At 71.3% G+C, this 15,233-nt stretch carries 13 protein-coding genes and 1 tRNA gene; 7 read left to right on the forward strand and 7 right to left on the reverse strand.

Annotated features, from left to right (window positions below; translation table 11 throughout):
* Window positions 1–174: 174 nt before the first annotated feature.
* Window positions 175–2,346 (forward strand): MMPL family transporter, encoded by a 2,172-nt coding sequence (locus ACFPP6_RS13340; protein ID WP_382040755.1) that lies wholly within the window; start codon window positions 175–177, stop codon window positions 2,344–2,346.
* A gap of 74 nt (window positions 2,347–2,420) precedes the next feature.
* On the opposite strand, the gene ACFPP6_RS13345 is transcribed toward ACFPP6_RS13340, so the two are convergent.
* Window positions 2,421–2,493 (reverse strand) — tRNA-Thr (locus ACFPP6_RS13345).
* 182 nt (window positions 2,494–2,675) lie between these two features.
* On the opposite strand from ACFPP6_RS13345, the gene ACFPP6_RS13350 reads away from it, so the two are divergent.
* The 3 genes from ACFPP6_RS13350 (at window position 2,676) to ACFPP6_RS13360 (ending at window position 5,289) form a co-directional block, all read left to right on the forward strand.
* Window positions 2,676–3,809, forward strand: coding sequence for an ABC transporter ATP-binding protein (locus tag ACFPP6_RS13350; RefSeq protein ID WP_382040757.1), 1,134 nt, complete (start codon window positions 2,676–2,678; stop codon window positions 3,807–3,809).
* Between the two features lie 268 nt (window positions 3,810–4,077).
* On the forward strand, window positions 4,078–4,485 hold the full coding sequence (locus tag ACFPP6_RS13355; protein ID WP_190022318.1) for a hypothetical protein: 408 nt from the start codon (window positions 4,078–4,080) through the stop codon (window positions 4,483–4,485).
* A 69-nt stretch (window positions 4,486–4,554) separates the two neighbouring features.
* Entirely contained in the window at window positions 4,555–5,289 is a 735-nt protein-coding gene (locus tag ACFPP6_RS13360) for a nucleotidyltransferase family protein (protein WP_382040760.1), read from the forward strand.
* A gap of 88 nt (window positions 5,290–5,377) precedes the next feature.
* Here the strand turns inward: ACFPP6_RS13360 and ACFPP6_RS13365 are convergent, their stop codons facing one another.
* From ACFPP6_RS13365 to cysS, 3 genes are all read right to left on the reverse strand, one after another.
* On the reverse strand, window positions 5,378–7,015 hold the full coding sequence (locus ACFPP6_RS13365; RefSeq protein ID WP_382040763.1) for a DoxX family protein: 1,638 nt from the start codon (window positions 7,013–7,015) through the stop codon (window positions 5,378–5,380).
* Window positions 7,016–7,155: 140 nt separating this feature from the next.
* Window positions 7,156–8,109, reverse strand: a complete 954-nt coding sequence (gene rlmB / locus ACFPP6_RS13370) for a 23S rRNA (guanosine(2251)-2'-O)-methyltransferase RlmB (protein WP_190022315.1) — start codon at window positions 8,107–8,109, stop codon at window positions 7,156–7,158.
* Between the two features lie 73 nt (window positions 8,110–8,182).
* A complete protein-coding gene (gene cysS, locus ACFPP6_RS13375; protein ID WP_382040765.1) occupies window positions 8,183–9,580 on the reverse strand; it encodes a cysteine--tRNA ligase in 1,398 nt (465 codons plus the stop codon).
* 178 nt (window positions 9,581–9,758) lie between these two features.
* On the opposite strand from cysS, the gene ACFPP6_RS13380 reads away from it, so the two are divergent.
* The 3 genes from ACFPP6_RS13380 (at window position 9,759) to ACFPP6_RS13390 (ending at window position 13,067) form a co-directional block, all read left to right on the forward strand.
* Window positions 9,759–10,889: an acyltransferase family protein gene (locus ACFPP6_RS13380; protein ID WP_382040768.1), complete on the forward strand. Its 1,131-nt coding sequence runs from the start codon at window positions 9,759–9,761 to the stop codon at window positions 10,887–10,889.
* Window positions 10,890–11,085: 196 nt separating this feature from the next.
* The gene (locus ACFPP6_RS13385) at window positions 11,086–12,405 is read left to right on the forward strand and encodes an acyltransferase family protein (RefSeq protein ID WP_382040771.1); all 1,320 of its coding nucleotides are present in this window, start codon (window positions 11,086–11,088) and stop codon (window positions 12,403–12,405) included.
* Window positions 12,406–12,659: 254 nt separating this feature from the next.
* A complete protein-coding gene (locus tag ACFPP6_RS13390) occupies window positions 12,660–13,067 on the forward strand; it encodes a PPOX class F420-dependent oxidoreductase (RefSeq protein ID WP_382040774.1) in 408 nt (135 codons plus the stop codon).
* 24 nt (window positions 13,068–13,091) lie between these two features.
* Here the strand turns inward: ACFPP6_RS13390 and ispF are convergent, their stop codons facing one another.
* The 3 genes from ispF to ACFPP6_RS13405 form a co-directional block, all read right to left on the reverse strand.
* The gene (gene ispF / locus ACFPP6_RS13395; RefSeq protein WP_058045737.1) at window positions 13,092–13,592 is read right to left on the reverse strand and encodes a 2-C-methyl-D-erythritol 2,4-cyclodiphosphate synthase; all 501 of its coding nucleotides are present in this window, start codon (window positions 13,590–13,592) and stop codon (window positions 13,092–13,094) included.
* Complete coding sequence (gene ispD, locus ACFPP6_RS13400; RefSeq protein ID WP_382040778.1) at window positions 13,582–14,355, reverse strand: 2-C-methyl-D-erythritol 4-phosphate cytidylyltransferase; 774 nt, start codon at window positions 14,353–14,355, stop codon at window positions 13,582–13,584. Before ispD ends, ispF begins: the two co-directional genes overlap by 11 nt.
* Window positions 14,356–14,654: 299 nt before the next feature.
* Window positions 14,655–15,137 carry a CarD family transcriptional regulator gene (locus ACFPP6_RS13405; protein ID WP_003953493.1) on the reverse strand — a complete coding sequence of 161 codons (483 nt, stop codon included), beginning with the start codon at window positions 15,135–15,137 and terminating at the stop codon, window positions 14,655–14,657.
* Window positions 15,138–15,233 lie beyond the last annotated feature (96 nt).

A 15,233-nucleotide genomic window follows, 5' to 3' on the forward strand; every position in this document is an offset into this window, starting at 1 on the left:
CTCTACCTCACGGGTGATGCCCCCTCATCCGGCCGGATGAGAGTTACCCCGACCCAGGGCCGATTTCCCCCCGATTCCGTTGTGGGGAAATTCAGGGATGTCTAGCGTGTTCATGCCTGTAGTTCACACCTGCAGCCTCCTGCTGCAGTTCATGCTCGCCTAGCTAGGAGCACCATGTTCCGACGAGTCGGGCGGTTCGCCGTCCACCGACCTTGGCTCACCATCGCCGGCTGGATCATCGCCGCGGTGGCCCTCAGCCTGCTGGCCCCCGGGCTGAAGTCCACGACCGATGAAACGGAATTCCTTCCTTCACATTACGAATCCGTACAGGCGGGCAAGCTCCAGGAAAAGGCCTTCCCCAAAACCGAACAGCCCTCCGCCATAGTCGTCTTCCAGCGCTCCGACGGCGGGAAGCTCACCGCGGCCGACCGCGCCGACGTCGCCAAGGTGACCGGCGGGCTGCACGACAAGCACCGCAAGGGCATCGCCCGCATCGAGACGAACCCCCAGGCCGTCTCGCCCAACGGTGAGATCGCCCTGGCCAACGTCATCGCCGTCAACAAGAACGCGCAGGACCAGACCCTGCCCAATGCCGTCAAGGACCTCCGTCAGGACGCCAAGGGCCTGCTGGACGGCACCCACTTGAAGGCGGGCTTCACCGGCCAGGCGGCCACCGCCCTGGACGCCCAGGAGTCCTCCGGCGACACCGACGCGATGATCATGTCGGCCACGCTCCTCCTGATCATCATCCTGCTGCTGGTCATCTTCCGCAGCCCGCTGATAGCGCTGATGCCCGTCCTCATCATCGCCCTCGTCTTCGCCGTCGCCCTCGGCCTCATCGGCACCGCCGCCGAACTCGGCGGGCTCAAGGCGGACAACTCCATCTCCGCCATCCTCATCGTCGTCCTCTTCGGCGTCGGCACCGACTACATCCTCTTCCTCCTCTTCCGCTACCGCGAAGAGCTGCGCGACGGGCAGCAGCCCAAGGAGGCCCTCACCAACGCCGTCGCCCGCGTCGGCGAAACCATCGCCTCCGCCGCCGGCGCCGTCATCGTCGCCTTCCTCGCCCTCCTCCTGTCCACCATGGGCATGATGCGGGCGATGGGCCCCTCGCTCGCCATCGCCGTCGGCGTGACCCTCATCGCCGCGCTCACCCTCGTGCCGGCCGTCTTCTCGCTCCTCGGCACCAAGGCCTTCTGGCCCTCCAAGGCCTGGAAGAAGCGCTCCCGCAGCCGCCTCTCCGACGGCCTCGGCGCGCTCGTCGCCCGCCGCCCCGCCGCCATCGCCGTGCTCTCCGCCGCGGTCCTGGCCGTCCTCGCCGTCGGCGCCGTCAGCTTCAAGGCCGAATTCGACACCGACAGCCAGCTGCCGCAGAAGCTCGAATCCGTCCAGGCGATGAAGGACCTGCAGCGCGGGTTCTCCGCCGGCCAGTCCGACCCCGCCATGGTCTACGTCGAGTCCCGCAGCGGCACGCTCGACAAGGGCGACCTCGGCACGTACAAGAAGGAGCTCGCCGGCATCGAGGGCGTCGGCGGCGTCTCCGACCCCGTCGTCAACCCCGACGGCACCGTCGCCCAGTACAGCGTCGTCCTCAAGTACCGCCCCACCGAGGACAAGGCCATCGACCTCGCCGGCGGCACCCTGCGCACCACCGCCCACAAGGCCGCGCCCGAGGGCAGCAAGGCCTACGTCGGCGGCACCTCCGCCGTCCTCGCCGACGTGGAGAAGGCCGTCGGCCACGACTACAAGCTGGTCTTCCCCATCGCCGGCCTCGCGATCATGATCATCCTGGGCCTGCTGCTCCGCAGCATCGTCGCCCCGCTCTACCTGATGATCTCCGTCGCCCTGGGCTTCGGCGCCACCCTCGGCTCCACCGTCTGGCTCTTCCAGGACCTCCAGCACAAGAACGGCCTGCTGTTCATGCTGCCGGTCATCGTCTACCTCTTCGTCGTCGCCATCGGCACCGACTACAACATCCTCATGGTCGCCCGGCTGCGCGAGGAGGTCCGGCGCGGCGTCCCCGCCCGCGAGGCGATCCACACCGCCGTCGCCCGCTCGGCGCCCACCATCGCCTCCGCCGCGATAATCCTCGCCGGCACCTTCGGCGTCCTCCTGCTGGCCGACAACTCCATGCTCCAGCAGATGGGCTTCGCGGTCGCCTTCGGCATCCTGCTGACGGCCTTCGTGATGGCCATGCTCCTCGTCCCGACCGTCACGTCCCTCCTGGGCCACAAGGCCTGGTGGCCCGGCCACCAGGACGCCCCGCGCCCGGACCCGGCGACGGGAGCCCTCCCGTACGCGAACCAGGAACGGCAGCTGGACGCGGGCGAGGAGATCCGGCGCTGAGGCGCCCGGCCCGCACCCGCCCCTGACAGCACGAAACCGCAGGTCCCGGAAGGGGACCTGCGGTTTCGTTTCCGAGCCGACTGTCGGGTTCGAACCGACGACCTTCGCTTTACAAGAGCGGTGCTCTACCAGCTGAGCTAAGTCGGCCTGTGCGTTGCAGTCTAACCAAACTCCACCCGTGCCCAGGCCACGAATTCTCACAGCCATCGGCTGCTGACAACCGACCGCCTCCCGGGTACCGTCACCTGCAACCCGGTCCAAATGGACTGGACCACTCCCTCTACTCGGATCGTCCGGCACGTTCCTGCCGGTGAAGGGACTGCATCACCATGGCCACGGTCACGTACGACAAGGCGACCCGGATCTACCCGGGGGCCGACAAGCCCGCCGTCGATCAGCTCGACATCTCCATCGAGGACGGTGAGTTCCTCGTCCTGGTCGGCCCGTCCGGGTGCGGGAAGTCGACCTCGCTGCGGATGCTCGCGGGGCTCGAGGACGTCAACGGAGGGGCGATCCGGATCGGTGACCGGGACGTCACCCATCTGCCGCCGAAGGACCGGGACATCGCCATGGTGTTCCAGAACTACGCGCTCTACCCCCACATGACCGTCGCCGACAACATGGGCTTCGCACTGAAGATCGCGGGCGTGCCCAAGTCGGAGATCCGCCAGAAGGTGGAGGACGCGGCGAAGATCCTGGACCTCACCGAGTACCTGGGGCGCAAGCCCAAGGCGCTCTCCGGCGGTCAGCGGCAGCGCGTGGCGATGGGGCGGGCGATCGTGCGCGAGCCCCAGGTGTTCCTCATGGACGAGCCGCTGTCGAACCTGGACGCGAAGCTGCGCGTGCAGACGCGTACGCAGATCGCCGGGCTGCAGCGCCGCCTCGGCATCACCACGGTCTACGTCACCCACGACCAGGTCGAGGCCATGACCATGGGCGACCGCGTCGCGGTGCTCAAGGACGGCCTGCTGCAGCAGATCGACTCGCCGCGGAACATGTACGACCGGCCGGCCAACCTCTTCGTCGCGGGCTTCATCGGCTCGCCGGCGATGAACCTGGTCGAGGTGCCGGTCACCGACGGCGGCGTGAAGTTCGGCAACAGCGTCGTCCCGGTGTCGCGCGAGGCCCTCGCAGGCACCGGCAAGGGTGACCGGACCGTCACCGTGGGTGTCCGCCCGGAGCACTTCGACGTGGTCGAACAGAACGGCGAGGCGGCGAAGTCGCTCGGCAAGGAGTCGAAGGACGCCCCGGCCGGCCTGGCGGTCACCGTCAACGTGGTGGAGGAGCTCGGCGCCGACGGATACGTGTACGGCACGGCCGAGGTCGGCGGCGAGCAGAAGGACCTCGTCGTCCGCGTCAACGGCCGCCGCGTGCCCGAGAAGGGTTCGATCCTGCACGTCGTCCCGCGCCCGGGTGAGCTGCACGTCTTCTCGACCTCCTCGGGCGAGCGACTGAGCGACTGAGCGCCCGGGGGACCGGGCGGAGGCCGATCACGCGGCCCGGCCGCGGTCCGCGCCGCACGAACCCCGCAAACCCCCGCCCCCGTGCCGCCCAAATGGCCCGGGGGCGGGTGTTTTTCGCCCCGAAGTCACATCAGTTGCCGTTTTCCCTGCCAGATCGCCCTTTTCGAGCTCCGTGCGTCAACCCGGCGACCATCCGCACCACCTGACGCATCCCTCGACCGGGTGACTAGATGTCGCGGCGTCATTACCCCTCGCTACCATCTGCGGCATGAACCAGGCCGCCCGCCACATCGGCAGAACCCTTGCCTTCGTACTCCCCGTCGTCCTCGTCCTCTCCGGGACGCTCGCGGTGACCCGTGTCCCGTGGGCCGCGCCTGCCGATTCGCAGGTGCTCACCGCGTCCTCCGACAACGCCTCCACCCAAGCCCGGATCCGCGCCCCGCACGAGGTGCTGCACGACAAGCTCCTGACCGAGCTGCAGGAGAAGAACCCGGGGGTCGCCCTCAGCCACCTCCAGGAGGCCACCAACGGCCGCCCCTCGCTCGCCCGGCACTGCGTCGAGATCGCGCGGAGCCTCGGGCGCGCGGCGGTCGCGAAGTACGGCCCCCGGCAGGCCCAGCGCTTCGCCCGTCCGGTCTGCGACACGTCGTACGCCTCCGGCGTCCAGAGCCGCTGACCGCCGTAAGGGGGCACGGCGCCGCCACCGCCGGTCCGTCCGCGGACGGCACCGCATATCGTGCGGTGCATGACCGGCACGAACGCGTATCCGTACCCCACCCAAGCCGTGATCCTGGCCGGCGGCCAGGGGTCGCGGCTGCGCCCGTACACCGACGACCGACCCAAGCCGATGGTCGAGATTCCCGGCACCGGGACCCCGATCATCGGCCATCAACTGGCCTGGCTGGCCGCCGAGGGCGTCACCGACGCCGTGGTCTCGTGCGGCCATCTGGCGGAGGTCCTGCAGGAGTGGCTCGTGTCGGCCGACCTGCCGCTGCGGGTGACGACGGTCGTCGAGAAGGAGCCGCTCGGCCGGGGCGGCGGCCTGAAGTTCGCGGCGGCGTCGCTGCCGCACCCCGACCGGCCCTGGTACGCCACCAACGGCGACATCTGGACCCGCTTCTCGCTGCGCGAGATGGCCGCCTTCCACCACGAGCGTGACGCGGCGGCCACCCTGGCCCTGGCCCGGCCCCGGATCCCCTGGGGGGCCGTCGAGACCGACGAGTTCGGGCACGTGCTGGACTTCATCGAGTCCCCGCCCTCCCCGTACCTGATCAACGCGGGCGTCTACGTCTTCTCCGCCGCCTTCACGGACATGCTGCCGGAGCACGGCGACCACGAGCGCACCACGTTCCCCCGGCTGGCGCGCGAGCGGCGGCTCGCGGGCTACCCGCTGCCGCACGGGGCGTACTGGCGGGCCATCGACACGGCCAAGGACCTCACGGAGGCCGCGAGGGAGCTCGCGCGGGGCGGCCCGGCGTAGTCGCCTGCCGGACTCCGGCCCGGGTACGCAGACGGCCCCCGCACCTTCCTGGTGCGGGGGCCGTCTGCGTGGAGCGCCCTGCTCGGCCTCAGCCGAGGAGGCCGCCGAGCGCTCCTCCCGTGCGGGTGCCGCCCGACGAACCGCCGGAGGAGGTCCCTCCGGTGCTGTTCGTGGTGCTGCTCGTGCCGCTGGAGGCCGAGGAGCCTCCGGAGGGGCTGCGCGGCGCCGCGGGCGCGGCCGGCTGCCGCGGGGTCTGCGGGGCCGGGCGGACGCCCTGGCTGGCGCCGGGGTGTCCGGTGCCGCCGGCCGCCGCACCGGTGGGGGTGCGGGCGGCGCCGGGCGCGGCCGGAGCCGTGGCCGAGGGGGTCGCCGCGTGGGTGCCGGGGGCCGTGGGCTTGGGGGTGCCGACGGCGGAGGGGCTCCGGGGGCCGCGGGGGGTGGAGGTGCCGGGGCTCTGGGGGTACGGCGAGCCGGGGAGGTTGTTGATGGGCGGGTCGCTGGGGCCGGGGACCTTGACGGTCTGGGAGGAGCGGACGGCGCCGCCGAGCGTGGAGCCGACCAGCAGGGTGAGGCCGATGAGGACGGTGGCCATGATCGTGCCACGGCGCAGGACGCGCTGCCGGAGCTCCCACAGCTCGGCGCGGGGGCCGAGGCGGCGCCAGGCCTCGCCCGCGAGGCGCCCGTCGACGGAGTAGAAGGGCGCCCCGGCGATCACAAGGGGGCTCCAGGCGGCGAGGTAGATGATGTCGGGCGCGTCGTAGACGGGGGCGCTGCGCCAGCTGACGGTCACGAGGAGGACGGCGGACAGCAGGACGCCGACGGCGGCGGCGAGGCGCTGCCAGAGGCCGAAGATGGTCAGGACACCGACGACGACCTGGAGGAAGGCGACGGTGAGGCCGGCGCCGACGGGGTGGGCGAGGGCGAGGTTGCGCAGGGGCTCGGCGGCGGCCCAGGGGTGCAGGGCGGTGAGCCAGGCGACCATGGAGCCGCGCTTGCCGCCGTCGAAGTAGACGGGGTCGCAGAGCTTGCCCATGCCGGCGTAGATGGAGATGAAGCCGAGGAAGATCCGCAGGGGCAGCAGGACGACGCCGAGGTTCATCCGGCGGCCCGGATAGTAGGCGTGCCGGACGGAGTCGCCGTGGCGCTTGGCGGCGCTCTCGTCCTCGGCGTCCTCGTCGTCGTAGTCGGCGTCGGGGCCGTCGAACTGCGGGTAGCGGTACTGATCTTCGTCGTAGGCGCTGTCCGTGGGGCGGACGCCGCGCAGGAGCTGGGTCCCGGGCGCGGCGGGGCCGGCGGCGTCGACGAGCTCGCCGGGGCCGGTGCGCTCGGAGTGGCTGCGGGGGCCCACGACGGAGGGGTGCTGGTCGTCGACGCGGATGCGGGGCAGCACCTGGGTGGAGCCCGCGTCGGTGACGGCGGAGTCCCGTACGGCCTGGAGGAGTTCGGTGGGCGCCGCGTCGCCGGGGGCGGCCCGCCCGCTCCACACCACGGGAGCGCGCCGTTTGGGCGCGCTCTTGAGGGTGGGCAGCTGCGCCGTGTCGGCGATGCCTGCGTACTGGCGGGCGACGCGCGGGGGCCGGGCGAGCTGCACGCGGAAACTCACGTGGTTGACGGCGATCTGCGCCGGGTCGGACGGAACCTTCACCGTACTCAGCGCGGGCTGGTCGTCGTACCCGGAAGAGCTTCCCCCCGTGGGTGTGCGGGGTGTTCTGGTGTCCACACTCATCTAACCGAGTGACTTCTGATTAGGACACTGCCTTGACCGAGTCGAACTGTCCGGGTCGCGTCAACGGAGCCCGTCAACCCCGCCCTTAAACGCAGGACGGGCCGGTGAACCGGCCCGTCCTGTGCTCGAGGGGAGTTTGCTCAGGCCCGGCGGCGCGCCGCCTCGTAGAGCACGACGCCCGCGGCGACACCGGCGTTGAGCGACTCGGCGCCGCCCGGCATCGGGATGCGCACGCGGAAGTCGCAGGTCTCGCCGACGAGGCGGGACAGGCCCTTGCCCTCGCTGCCGACGACGATGACGACCGGGCCTTCGAGGGCTTCGAGCTCGTGCAGCTCGACGTCGCCGTCGGCGGCGAGGCCGACGACCATCAGACCTTCCTTCTGGTACGACTCCAGCATCCGCGTCATGTTGGTGGCGCGGGCGACGGGCGTACGGGCGGCGGTGCCGGCGGAGGTCTTCCAGGCGCTGGCGGTCATGCCGGCCGCGCGGCGCTCGGGGACGACCACGCCGTGGCCGCCGAAGGCGGAGACGGAGCGGACGACGGCGCCGAGGTTGCGCGGGTCGGTGATGCCGTCGAGGGCGACGATCAGCGGGTCCTCGCCGTCGTCGAAGGCGGCGGCGGTGAGGTCCTCGGGGTGGGCGTACTCGTAGGGCGGGACCGAGAGGACGAGGCCCTGGTGGTTGAGCCCGTTGGTCATCCGGTCGAGCTCGGGACGGGGGGCCTCCATGAGGTTGAGGCCCTTGTCCGTGGCGAGCTGGAGGGCCTCGCGGACGCGCTCGTCGTTGTCGAGGTACTGCTGGACGTAGAGCGTCTTGGCGGGCACGCCCTCGCGCAGCGCCTCGACGACGGAGTTACGGCCGACGACGAGCTCGTTGGGGCCCTTGGGGCCGCCGCGGCGCGGGGCGGGGCGGCGGGCCGCCGCCTGCTTGGCCTGGGCATTGGCGACACGGTTCTTCTTGTGTCCCTTGCGCATGGACGCGGGCGGGGTCGGGCCCTTGCCCTCCAGGCCTCGGCGCCGCTGGCCGCCGCTGCCGACCGTCGCGCCCTTCTTGTTGGACGTGCGGCGGTTCCTGCGCTGGCTGTTGCCGGCCATGGGTCACCTGTTTCTTTACTGCTCAGAGCCGCACGGAGAGCGGCTCAGTAAACGTACGTACGAAAAGTGTCCCTCAGGACAGCGACCAGCGCGGTCCGGACGGGGTGTCCTCGATGGCGAGGCCCGCGTGCTGGAGCTGGTCGCGGATGGCGTCGGCGGCGGCCCAGTCCTTGCGGGCGCGGGCGGCCTGGCGCTGGTCGAGGACGAGGCGGACGAGGGAGTCCACCACGCCGTGGAGGTCGTCGCCGCGGCCGGCGGAGGCGCCGGCCCACTGCTCGTCCAGCGGGTCGAGGCCGAGGACGCCGAGCATGGCGCGGACCTCGGCCAGGCGGGCGACGGCGGATTCCTTGTCGTCCGCGGTCAGGGCGGAATTGCCCTGGCGGACGGTGGTGTGCACGATCGCGAGGGCCTGCGGGACGCCCAGGTCGTCGTCCATGGCCTCGGCGAAGGCGGGCGGGACCTCGGCGGCGGGCTCGACGGTCTTGCCGGCCATCTCGCAGACGCGCTGCATGAAGCCCTCGATCCGCGCGAACGCGGACTCGGCCTCGCGCAGGGCCTCCTCGCTGTACTCGATCATCGAGCGGTAGTGCGGGGTGCCGAGGTAGTAGCGCAGGACGATGGGGCGCCAGTGCTTGACCATCTCGGCGACGAGGACGGAGTTGCCGAGGGACTTCGACATCTTCTCGCCGCTCATGGTGACCCAGGCGTTGTGCACCCAGTACGAGGCGAAGGCGTCGCCGAAGGCCTTGGCCTGGGCGATCTCGTTCTCGTGGTGGGGGAAGATCAGGTCGAGGCCGCCGCCGTGGATGTCGAAGGCCTCGCCGAGGTACTTGTGGGCCATGGCCGAGCACTCCAGGTGCCAGCCGGGGCGGCCGCGGCCCCAGGGGGTCTCCCAGGAGGGCTCGCCGGGCTTGGCGGCCTTCCACATGGCGAAGTCGCGGGGGTCGCGCTTGCCGGTCTCGCCCTCGCCGGAGGGCTGGAGGAGGTTGTCCAGCTCCTGGTTGGAGAGCTCCAGGTAGCCGGGGAAGGAGCGGACGTCGAAGTAGACGTTGCCGTCGGCCTCGTAGGCGTGACCGCGCTCGATGAGGCCGCGCATCATCTCGACCATCTCGGTGACGTGGCCGGTGGCGCGGGGCTCGACGGTCGGCGGCAGGCAGCCGAGGGCGTCGTAGGCGCTGTTGAAGGCGCGCTCGTTCTCGTAGCCGATGGACCACCAGGGGCGGCCCTGGTCCGCCGCCTTCGTAATGATCTTGTCGTCGATGTCCGTGACGTTGCGGACGAAGGTCACGTCGTAGCCGCGGTAGGCGAACCAGCGACGCATGATGTCGAAGTTCAGGCCCGACCGGATGTGGCCGATGTGCGGGGCGGCCTGCACGGTCGCGCCACACAGGTAGATCGAGACGCAGCCCGGAGTGAGCGGGGAGAAGTCGCGGATCTGCCGGGCGCTGGTGTCGTACAGGCGAATGGTCACGCAACCAGAGTAGTGGGCGTTCGGCAGTGCCCCCGGCAATCGAGCCCGTGAACTGGCGGATCGAAGGGTTCCATGGCGGGACGGCACACATTGTCCGTTATGAAGTTAATACCGAAAAACTACAGATTTGCGTGATAGCTTCCCCGGCACTGCCTCACCTTCCTCACCTGGAGGGGCGTTGCACCCCACTCTGCCGGTACAGCAGGAGCACGCGGAGCCCCCCGAGACCCCCGGAAGCCCGGACGGCAGCGACGGGCGCGCCCGGCTGGCCGCGCTGGACGGGCTGCGGCTGCTCGCGGCGCTGATGGTGGTGGCGTACCACTACGTGGCGTTCGGCAGCGGCGCCTGGGGCGGCCCGCCGGCGGCGGTCTTCCCCACCGCCCACCTGCCGGCCTCCTACGGCTGGCTGGGCGTGCAGCTGTTCTTCCTGATCAGCGGCTTCGTGATCTGCATGAGCTGCTGGGGCAGGGGGGTCGGCCGGTTCGCCGCCTCGCGCGTCACCCGGCTCTTCCCCGCGTACTGGTTCTCGGTACTCGCCGTCGCGCTCGTCGTCCGTTTGTGGCCGGTGCCGGGCGAAACCCCCCGCGCGCGGGACATCGCCGTCAATCTGACCATGCTCCACTCCCCCCTCGGGGTGACCCCCGTCGACGGCGTGTACTGGACGCTCTGGGTCGAGATGCGTTTCTACCTGCTCTTCGCGCTGATCGTCGCCGGGAAGGGGCTGACGTACGCGCGGGCGGTGGGCTTCTGCGTGGTGTGGGGCTTCGCGGCGGCCGTCGCGGCGGCGGTGGACGAGCCCGTGCTCGACCAGGTGCTGATGCCGGAGGACTGCTGGTACTTCATCGCGGGCATCGCCTTCTACCTCATGCACCGCTACCGCCCCAACCTCGTGCTGTGGCTGATCGTCGCCGCGTGCTTCCTCGTCGCCCAGCACGACCTGGTGGCGGCCCAGACGCGGGCCGAGGGCTACATGGGCCACCGCGTGCCCCACTGGCCGACGGCGGTGCTGCTCGCGCTGTTCTTCCTCGCCGTGGGGGCCGTCGCGCTCGGCCGGACGCACCGCCTCGGCCACCCCTGGCTGACCGCCGCCGGGGCGCTGACCTATCCCCTCTATCTGATCCACGAGCGCGTGGGCTGGCTGGTCATCCGGCGGACGGCCGGGGGCGTGCCCCCCGCCGCCCTGCTGACCGCACTGGTGACGGGCATGCTGCTGACGGCGTGGCTGGTGCACCGCCTGGTGGAGCGGCCACTGGCGGGGGCCCTGAGGCGCGGGCTGCGGCGGGCGGCGGCGGAGATCCGGGCCGGATAGCGGGCCCGGCACAAGCCGGACGGCGGGCCCACCACAAGATCGTCACAAGATCACCCCGGAGCCGTTCCAAGGCAGGGGTTGGAATTACGGCAGAGACAGGAGATAACTGTCACGGCGGGCCGGGGGGTCCTCGTGTCAGCATGCGCGCGGACGGCCCTCGTAGGATGAGCCGACCTGAGCCGATGGAGAGGACGACATGCGTTTCGCCAGACGAGGTGACCTCGATGGCGGCCTGGCAGCCGGACAGCGGAGCGCCGCTCCCAAGCCCAGGCTCTACGTCCTGGACGCGCTGCGGCTGCTCGCGGCCCTCATGGTCGTCTTCTTCCACTACGTGGCGCTGCGCGGCGGCTGGGGCGAGGACCCCGAGCACATCTTCCCCAACCTGTGGAAGTTCGCCCAGTACGGCTGGACCGGCGTCGAGATCTTCTTCCTCATCAGCGGCTTCGTGATCTGCATGAGCACGTGGGGCCGCTCCCTGGGCGACTTCGTGGTCTCCCGGGTGTCGCGGGTCTATCCCGCGTACTGGGTCGGGATCTTCCTGACGGCGGCCGTCATCTCGCTGTGGCCGCAGGTGCGGCAGATCAACGGCGGCTTCAACAGCGTCCTCACGAACCTGACCATGCTCCAGACGGGCTTCGGAGTCTGGGACGTCGACGGCGTCTACTGGACGCTCTTCATCGAGCTGAAGTTCTACGTACTCTTCGCGATCGTCGTGGCCACGGGCGTGACGTACCGCAAGTGCGTGCTCTTCTGCGCGCTGTGGACGGTCGTCGCGATGGCCTCCGTCCAGGCGGACGTCAAGCTCCTCGACCAGTGGGCGATGCCGCTCTACCAGCCGTACTTCGTCGCGGGCATCGCCTTCTACCTCATGTACCGCTACCGCCCCACCGCGCTGCTCTGGGGCATCGTCACCCTGTCGCTGCTCCTCGCCGAGCACCAGATCGCGCGGCGCGTCGCGGACAACACCACGCACAACGTCCCCGCCTGGCCCGCCCGGGTGATCATCCTCGTCGCGTTCGTGCTGATGGCGCTGATCGCGTGCGGCGCGTTCAACCGGATCCAGTGGCGCTGGCTGTCCACGGCGGGCGCCCTCACCTACCCGCTGTACCTGCTCCACCAGTACATCGGGATGACGCTGATCTACGCCCTGCGCGACCGCGTGCCCCGGCACCTGCTGGTCATCGGCCTGGTCCTGGTGATGCTCGGCGCGGCGTGGCTGATGCACCGGTTCGTGGAGAAGCCGCTGGGCACCTGGCTGCGCAAGGTGATGCGCTCCAGCATGGAGGAGGTGCGGCAGCACTCGCCCCGCCCGAAGGGAGCGGCGCACGCCGCCAAGGGCGCCGGTGCGCCCGCCAAGGCGGCCGCGCCGTCGGCCGTGCCCGAGCAGCACGCCGGGCGCGAGGACGTTCGCGAGGGCGCGGGCGCGGTGGCGCAGCGCCTGCGGGCGTACGAGACGGGTCCGTACGAGCAGGCGGCGGCCGACCGCGTGGGCGCGGGCCGGCCGGACGGGGCCTGACGGAGGCCGGGTCCGGCGGAGGCTGGGTCCGGCGGAGGCTGGGCCGATCCTTCCGGGCCGGCCCGTCCCGGGCCGGCCGCCCGGGCCGCCGGGCCACGAGGTCACTGGGGCACGAGGTCACTGGGGCACGAGGTCGCTGGGCCACCACGGGCGCGTTCCGGCTTGTCCCGGCTTGTACGCGCCCGTTTCCCGCGCGTGCGGCATACGGTGAGCGCGAACGCGCACGCGCACGCTCCCCAGGGAAGGAACACGCCGTGGCCGCCATGCTCTCCGACGACCTGAAGAAGCTCCTCGACGACTCCCCCGTCTTCGCGACGGTCGCGACGATCCAGCCCGACGGCAGCCCTCAGCTCACGGTCACGTGGCTCACGCGCGACGGCGACGACCTGCTGATCTCCACGACGGTCGGGCGGCGCAAGGAGACGAACCTGCGCCGCGACCCGCGCGTCACGGTGATGATCAACCCGCACAACGCGCCGTACACCTACGCCGAGGTCCGCGGCACGGCCAGCCTGACCACCGAGGGCGGCCAGGAGCTGATCAACGAACTCTCGCGGAAGTACACGGGCAAGGACTACGCGGACTTCAACCCGGCGGCGAAGGACGACGCGGAGAGAGTCGTCGTGCGGGTCACGCCGCGGAAGGTCGTGGGGTCGATCTGACCCCACGGAACGGTCCGTCCGGGCTCAGTAGGCGTCGGCGCGGACCACCAGGGCCGTCGCCACCGCCGTGAGGCCCTCCTCGCGGCCCGGGAAGCCCAGACCGTCCGTCGTGGCCCCGGAAACCGTCACCGGCGCTCCGACGGCCTCCGAGAGGACCTTCTGGGCCTCTTCGCGGCGCTTGCCGATCCGGGGGCGGACGCCGACGACCTGGACGGCGACGTTGCCGATGAGGAAGCCGGCCTCGCGGACGATGCGGGCGGCCTCGGTCAGCAGCGTCACACCGGAGGCGCCGGCCCACTCGGGACGGCCGGTGCCGAAGTGCGCGCCGAGGTCGCCGAGGCCGGCGGCGGAGAAGAGGGCGTTGCAGGCGGCGTGGGCGACGACGTCGGCGTCGGAGTGGCCGGCGAGGCCGGTCTCACCGGGCCACAGGAGGCCGCCGCACCACAGCTCGCGGCCCTCCTCGAAGGCGTGGGTGTCGGTGCCGATGCCCACCTGGGGCAGGGCGGGGATCCGGTCAGAAGCCATCGTTGGCCCTCCTGCGGGCGAGTACGGCCTCGGCGAGGACGAGGTCCAGCGGGCGGGTGACCTTGAAGGCCTCCTCGTGGCCGGGCACGAGGACGACGGGGGCGCCGAGGCGCTCGACCATGCCGGCGTCGTCCGTGGCGCCCTCGCCCTCCAGGGCGGCGAACTTCTCGTGGGCGGCGTCCAGGGTGCGCCGGTCGAAGCCCTGGGGCGTCTGGACGGCGCGCAGCAGGGACCGCTCGGGGGTGCCGGTGACGAGCTCGGGCTCGCCCGCGGCGGCGCCGGTGCGCGGCTCGACCTGCTTGACGGTGTCGGCGAGCGGGAGGGCCGGGACGACGGCGGGGGCGCCCTCGCGGACGGCGGTGATCACGGCGTCGACCGTGTCGACGGGCACCAGCGGGCGCGCGGCGTCGTGCACGAGGACGGTGGTGATGTCGGCCGGGAGGGCCGCGAGGCCGAGGCGCACGGACTCCTGGCGGGTCTCCCCGCCGGGGACGACGAGGACCTCGGCGCGGTCGTGGCCGGTGAGGGGGTGGTCGTCGAGGAGGGCGCGGACCTCGGCGGCGCCGTCCGGCGGGGCGACCACGACGACGAGGGAGACGGCGCGGGAGGCGGCCATCGCCCGGACGGCGTGGACGAGCATCGGGGTGCCGCCCAGGGCGCGCAGGGCCTTGGGGGCGCCCGGGCCGAGCCGGACCCCCCGGCCGGCCGCGGGGATCACCGCGGCGGTGCGCGCAGGAGTGACGGCAGGGGCTCGATCAGACATTGCGTTCACGTTCAGGTTTGCTTCCTCGGCCGGATTGGGTATGGCCTGGGGGTACCCCCTGCTCGGAGAGCGGGGGGAGTGCCGGGCAAGCCCCGACCAGCCCCTTCCGTGACAGCTGGTCGGGCCGGCTGCCCGGGCCCGGCACACCGAGTCGTGTACGGCGCGTGCGCCGGTGTCCCCCGGTCACCGGCATCACCGGAACGAGAGATGCCGCAGCGCCCGGCGGATGACTTGCGTCACCGCGCGGGCACCGCGGCACTTCTTTACGTCCGGCACCTGTGGTGTGTCCGGCATTCGCGTCAGGACGCGAGGACCTCGTCGAGCAGGGCCTCGGCCTTGTCCTCGTTGGTGTTCTCAGCGAGGGCGAGCTCGCTCACCAGGATCTGGCGCGCCTTGGCCAGCATGCGCTTCTCACCGGCGGACAGGCCCCGCTCGCGCTCGCGGCGCCACAGGTCGCGCACGACCTCGGCAACCTTGATCACGTCACCGGACGCGAGCTTCTCGAGATTTGCCTTGTAGCGACGGGACCAGTTCGTCGGCTCTTCCGCATAGGGTGCGCGGAGCACCTCGAAGACCCGGTCCAGCCCATCCTGGCCGACCACATCGCGCACACCGACGAACTCCGCATTGTCCGCCGGCACCCGAACCGTCAGGTCACCCTGGGCGACCTTCAGCACCAAGTAGGTCTTGTCCACGCCTTTGATCTGGCGAGTTTCGATGGCCTCGATCAGCGCGGCCCCGTGATGGGGATAGACCACGGTGTCGCCAACCTTGAACGTCATGTGACAGGTACCCCTTCCGTGGCTATCCAGTCTAACACGGGAACTCCCCGTTCTGAATGGCGTTTTCGCAGGTCAGGGCATATCTCAGGGCTTGAC

The sequence above is a fragment of the Streptomyces aureoversilis genome (genome assembly GCF_042657885.1).
Classification (GTDB): Bacteria; Actinomycetota; Actinomycetes; order Streptomycetales; family Streptomycetaceae; genus Streptomyces; species Streptomyces aureoversilis.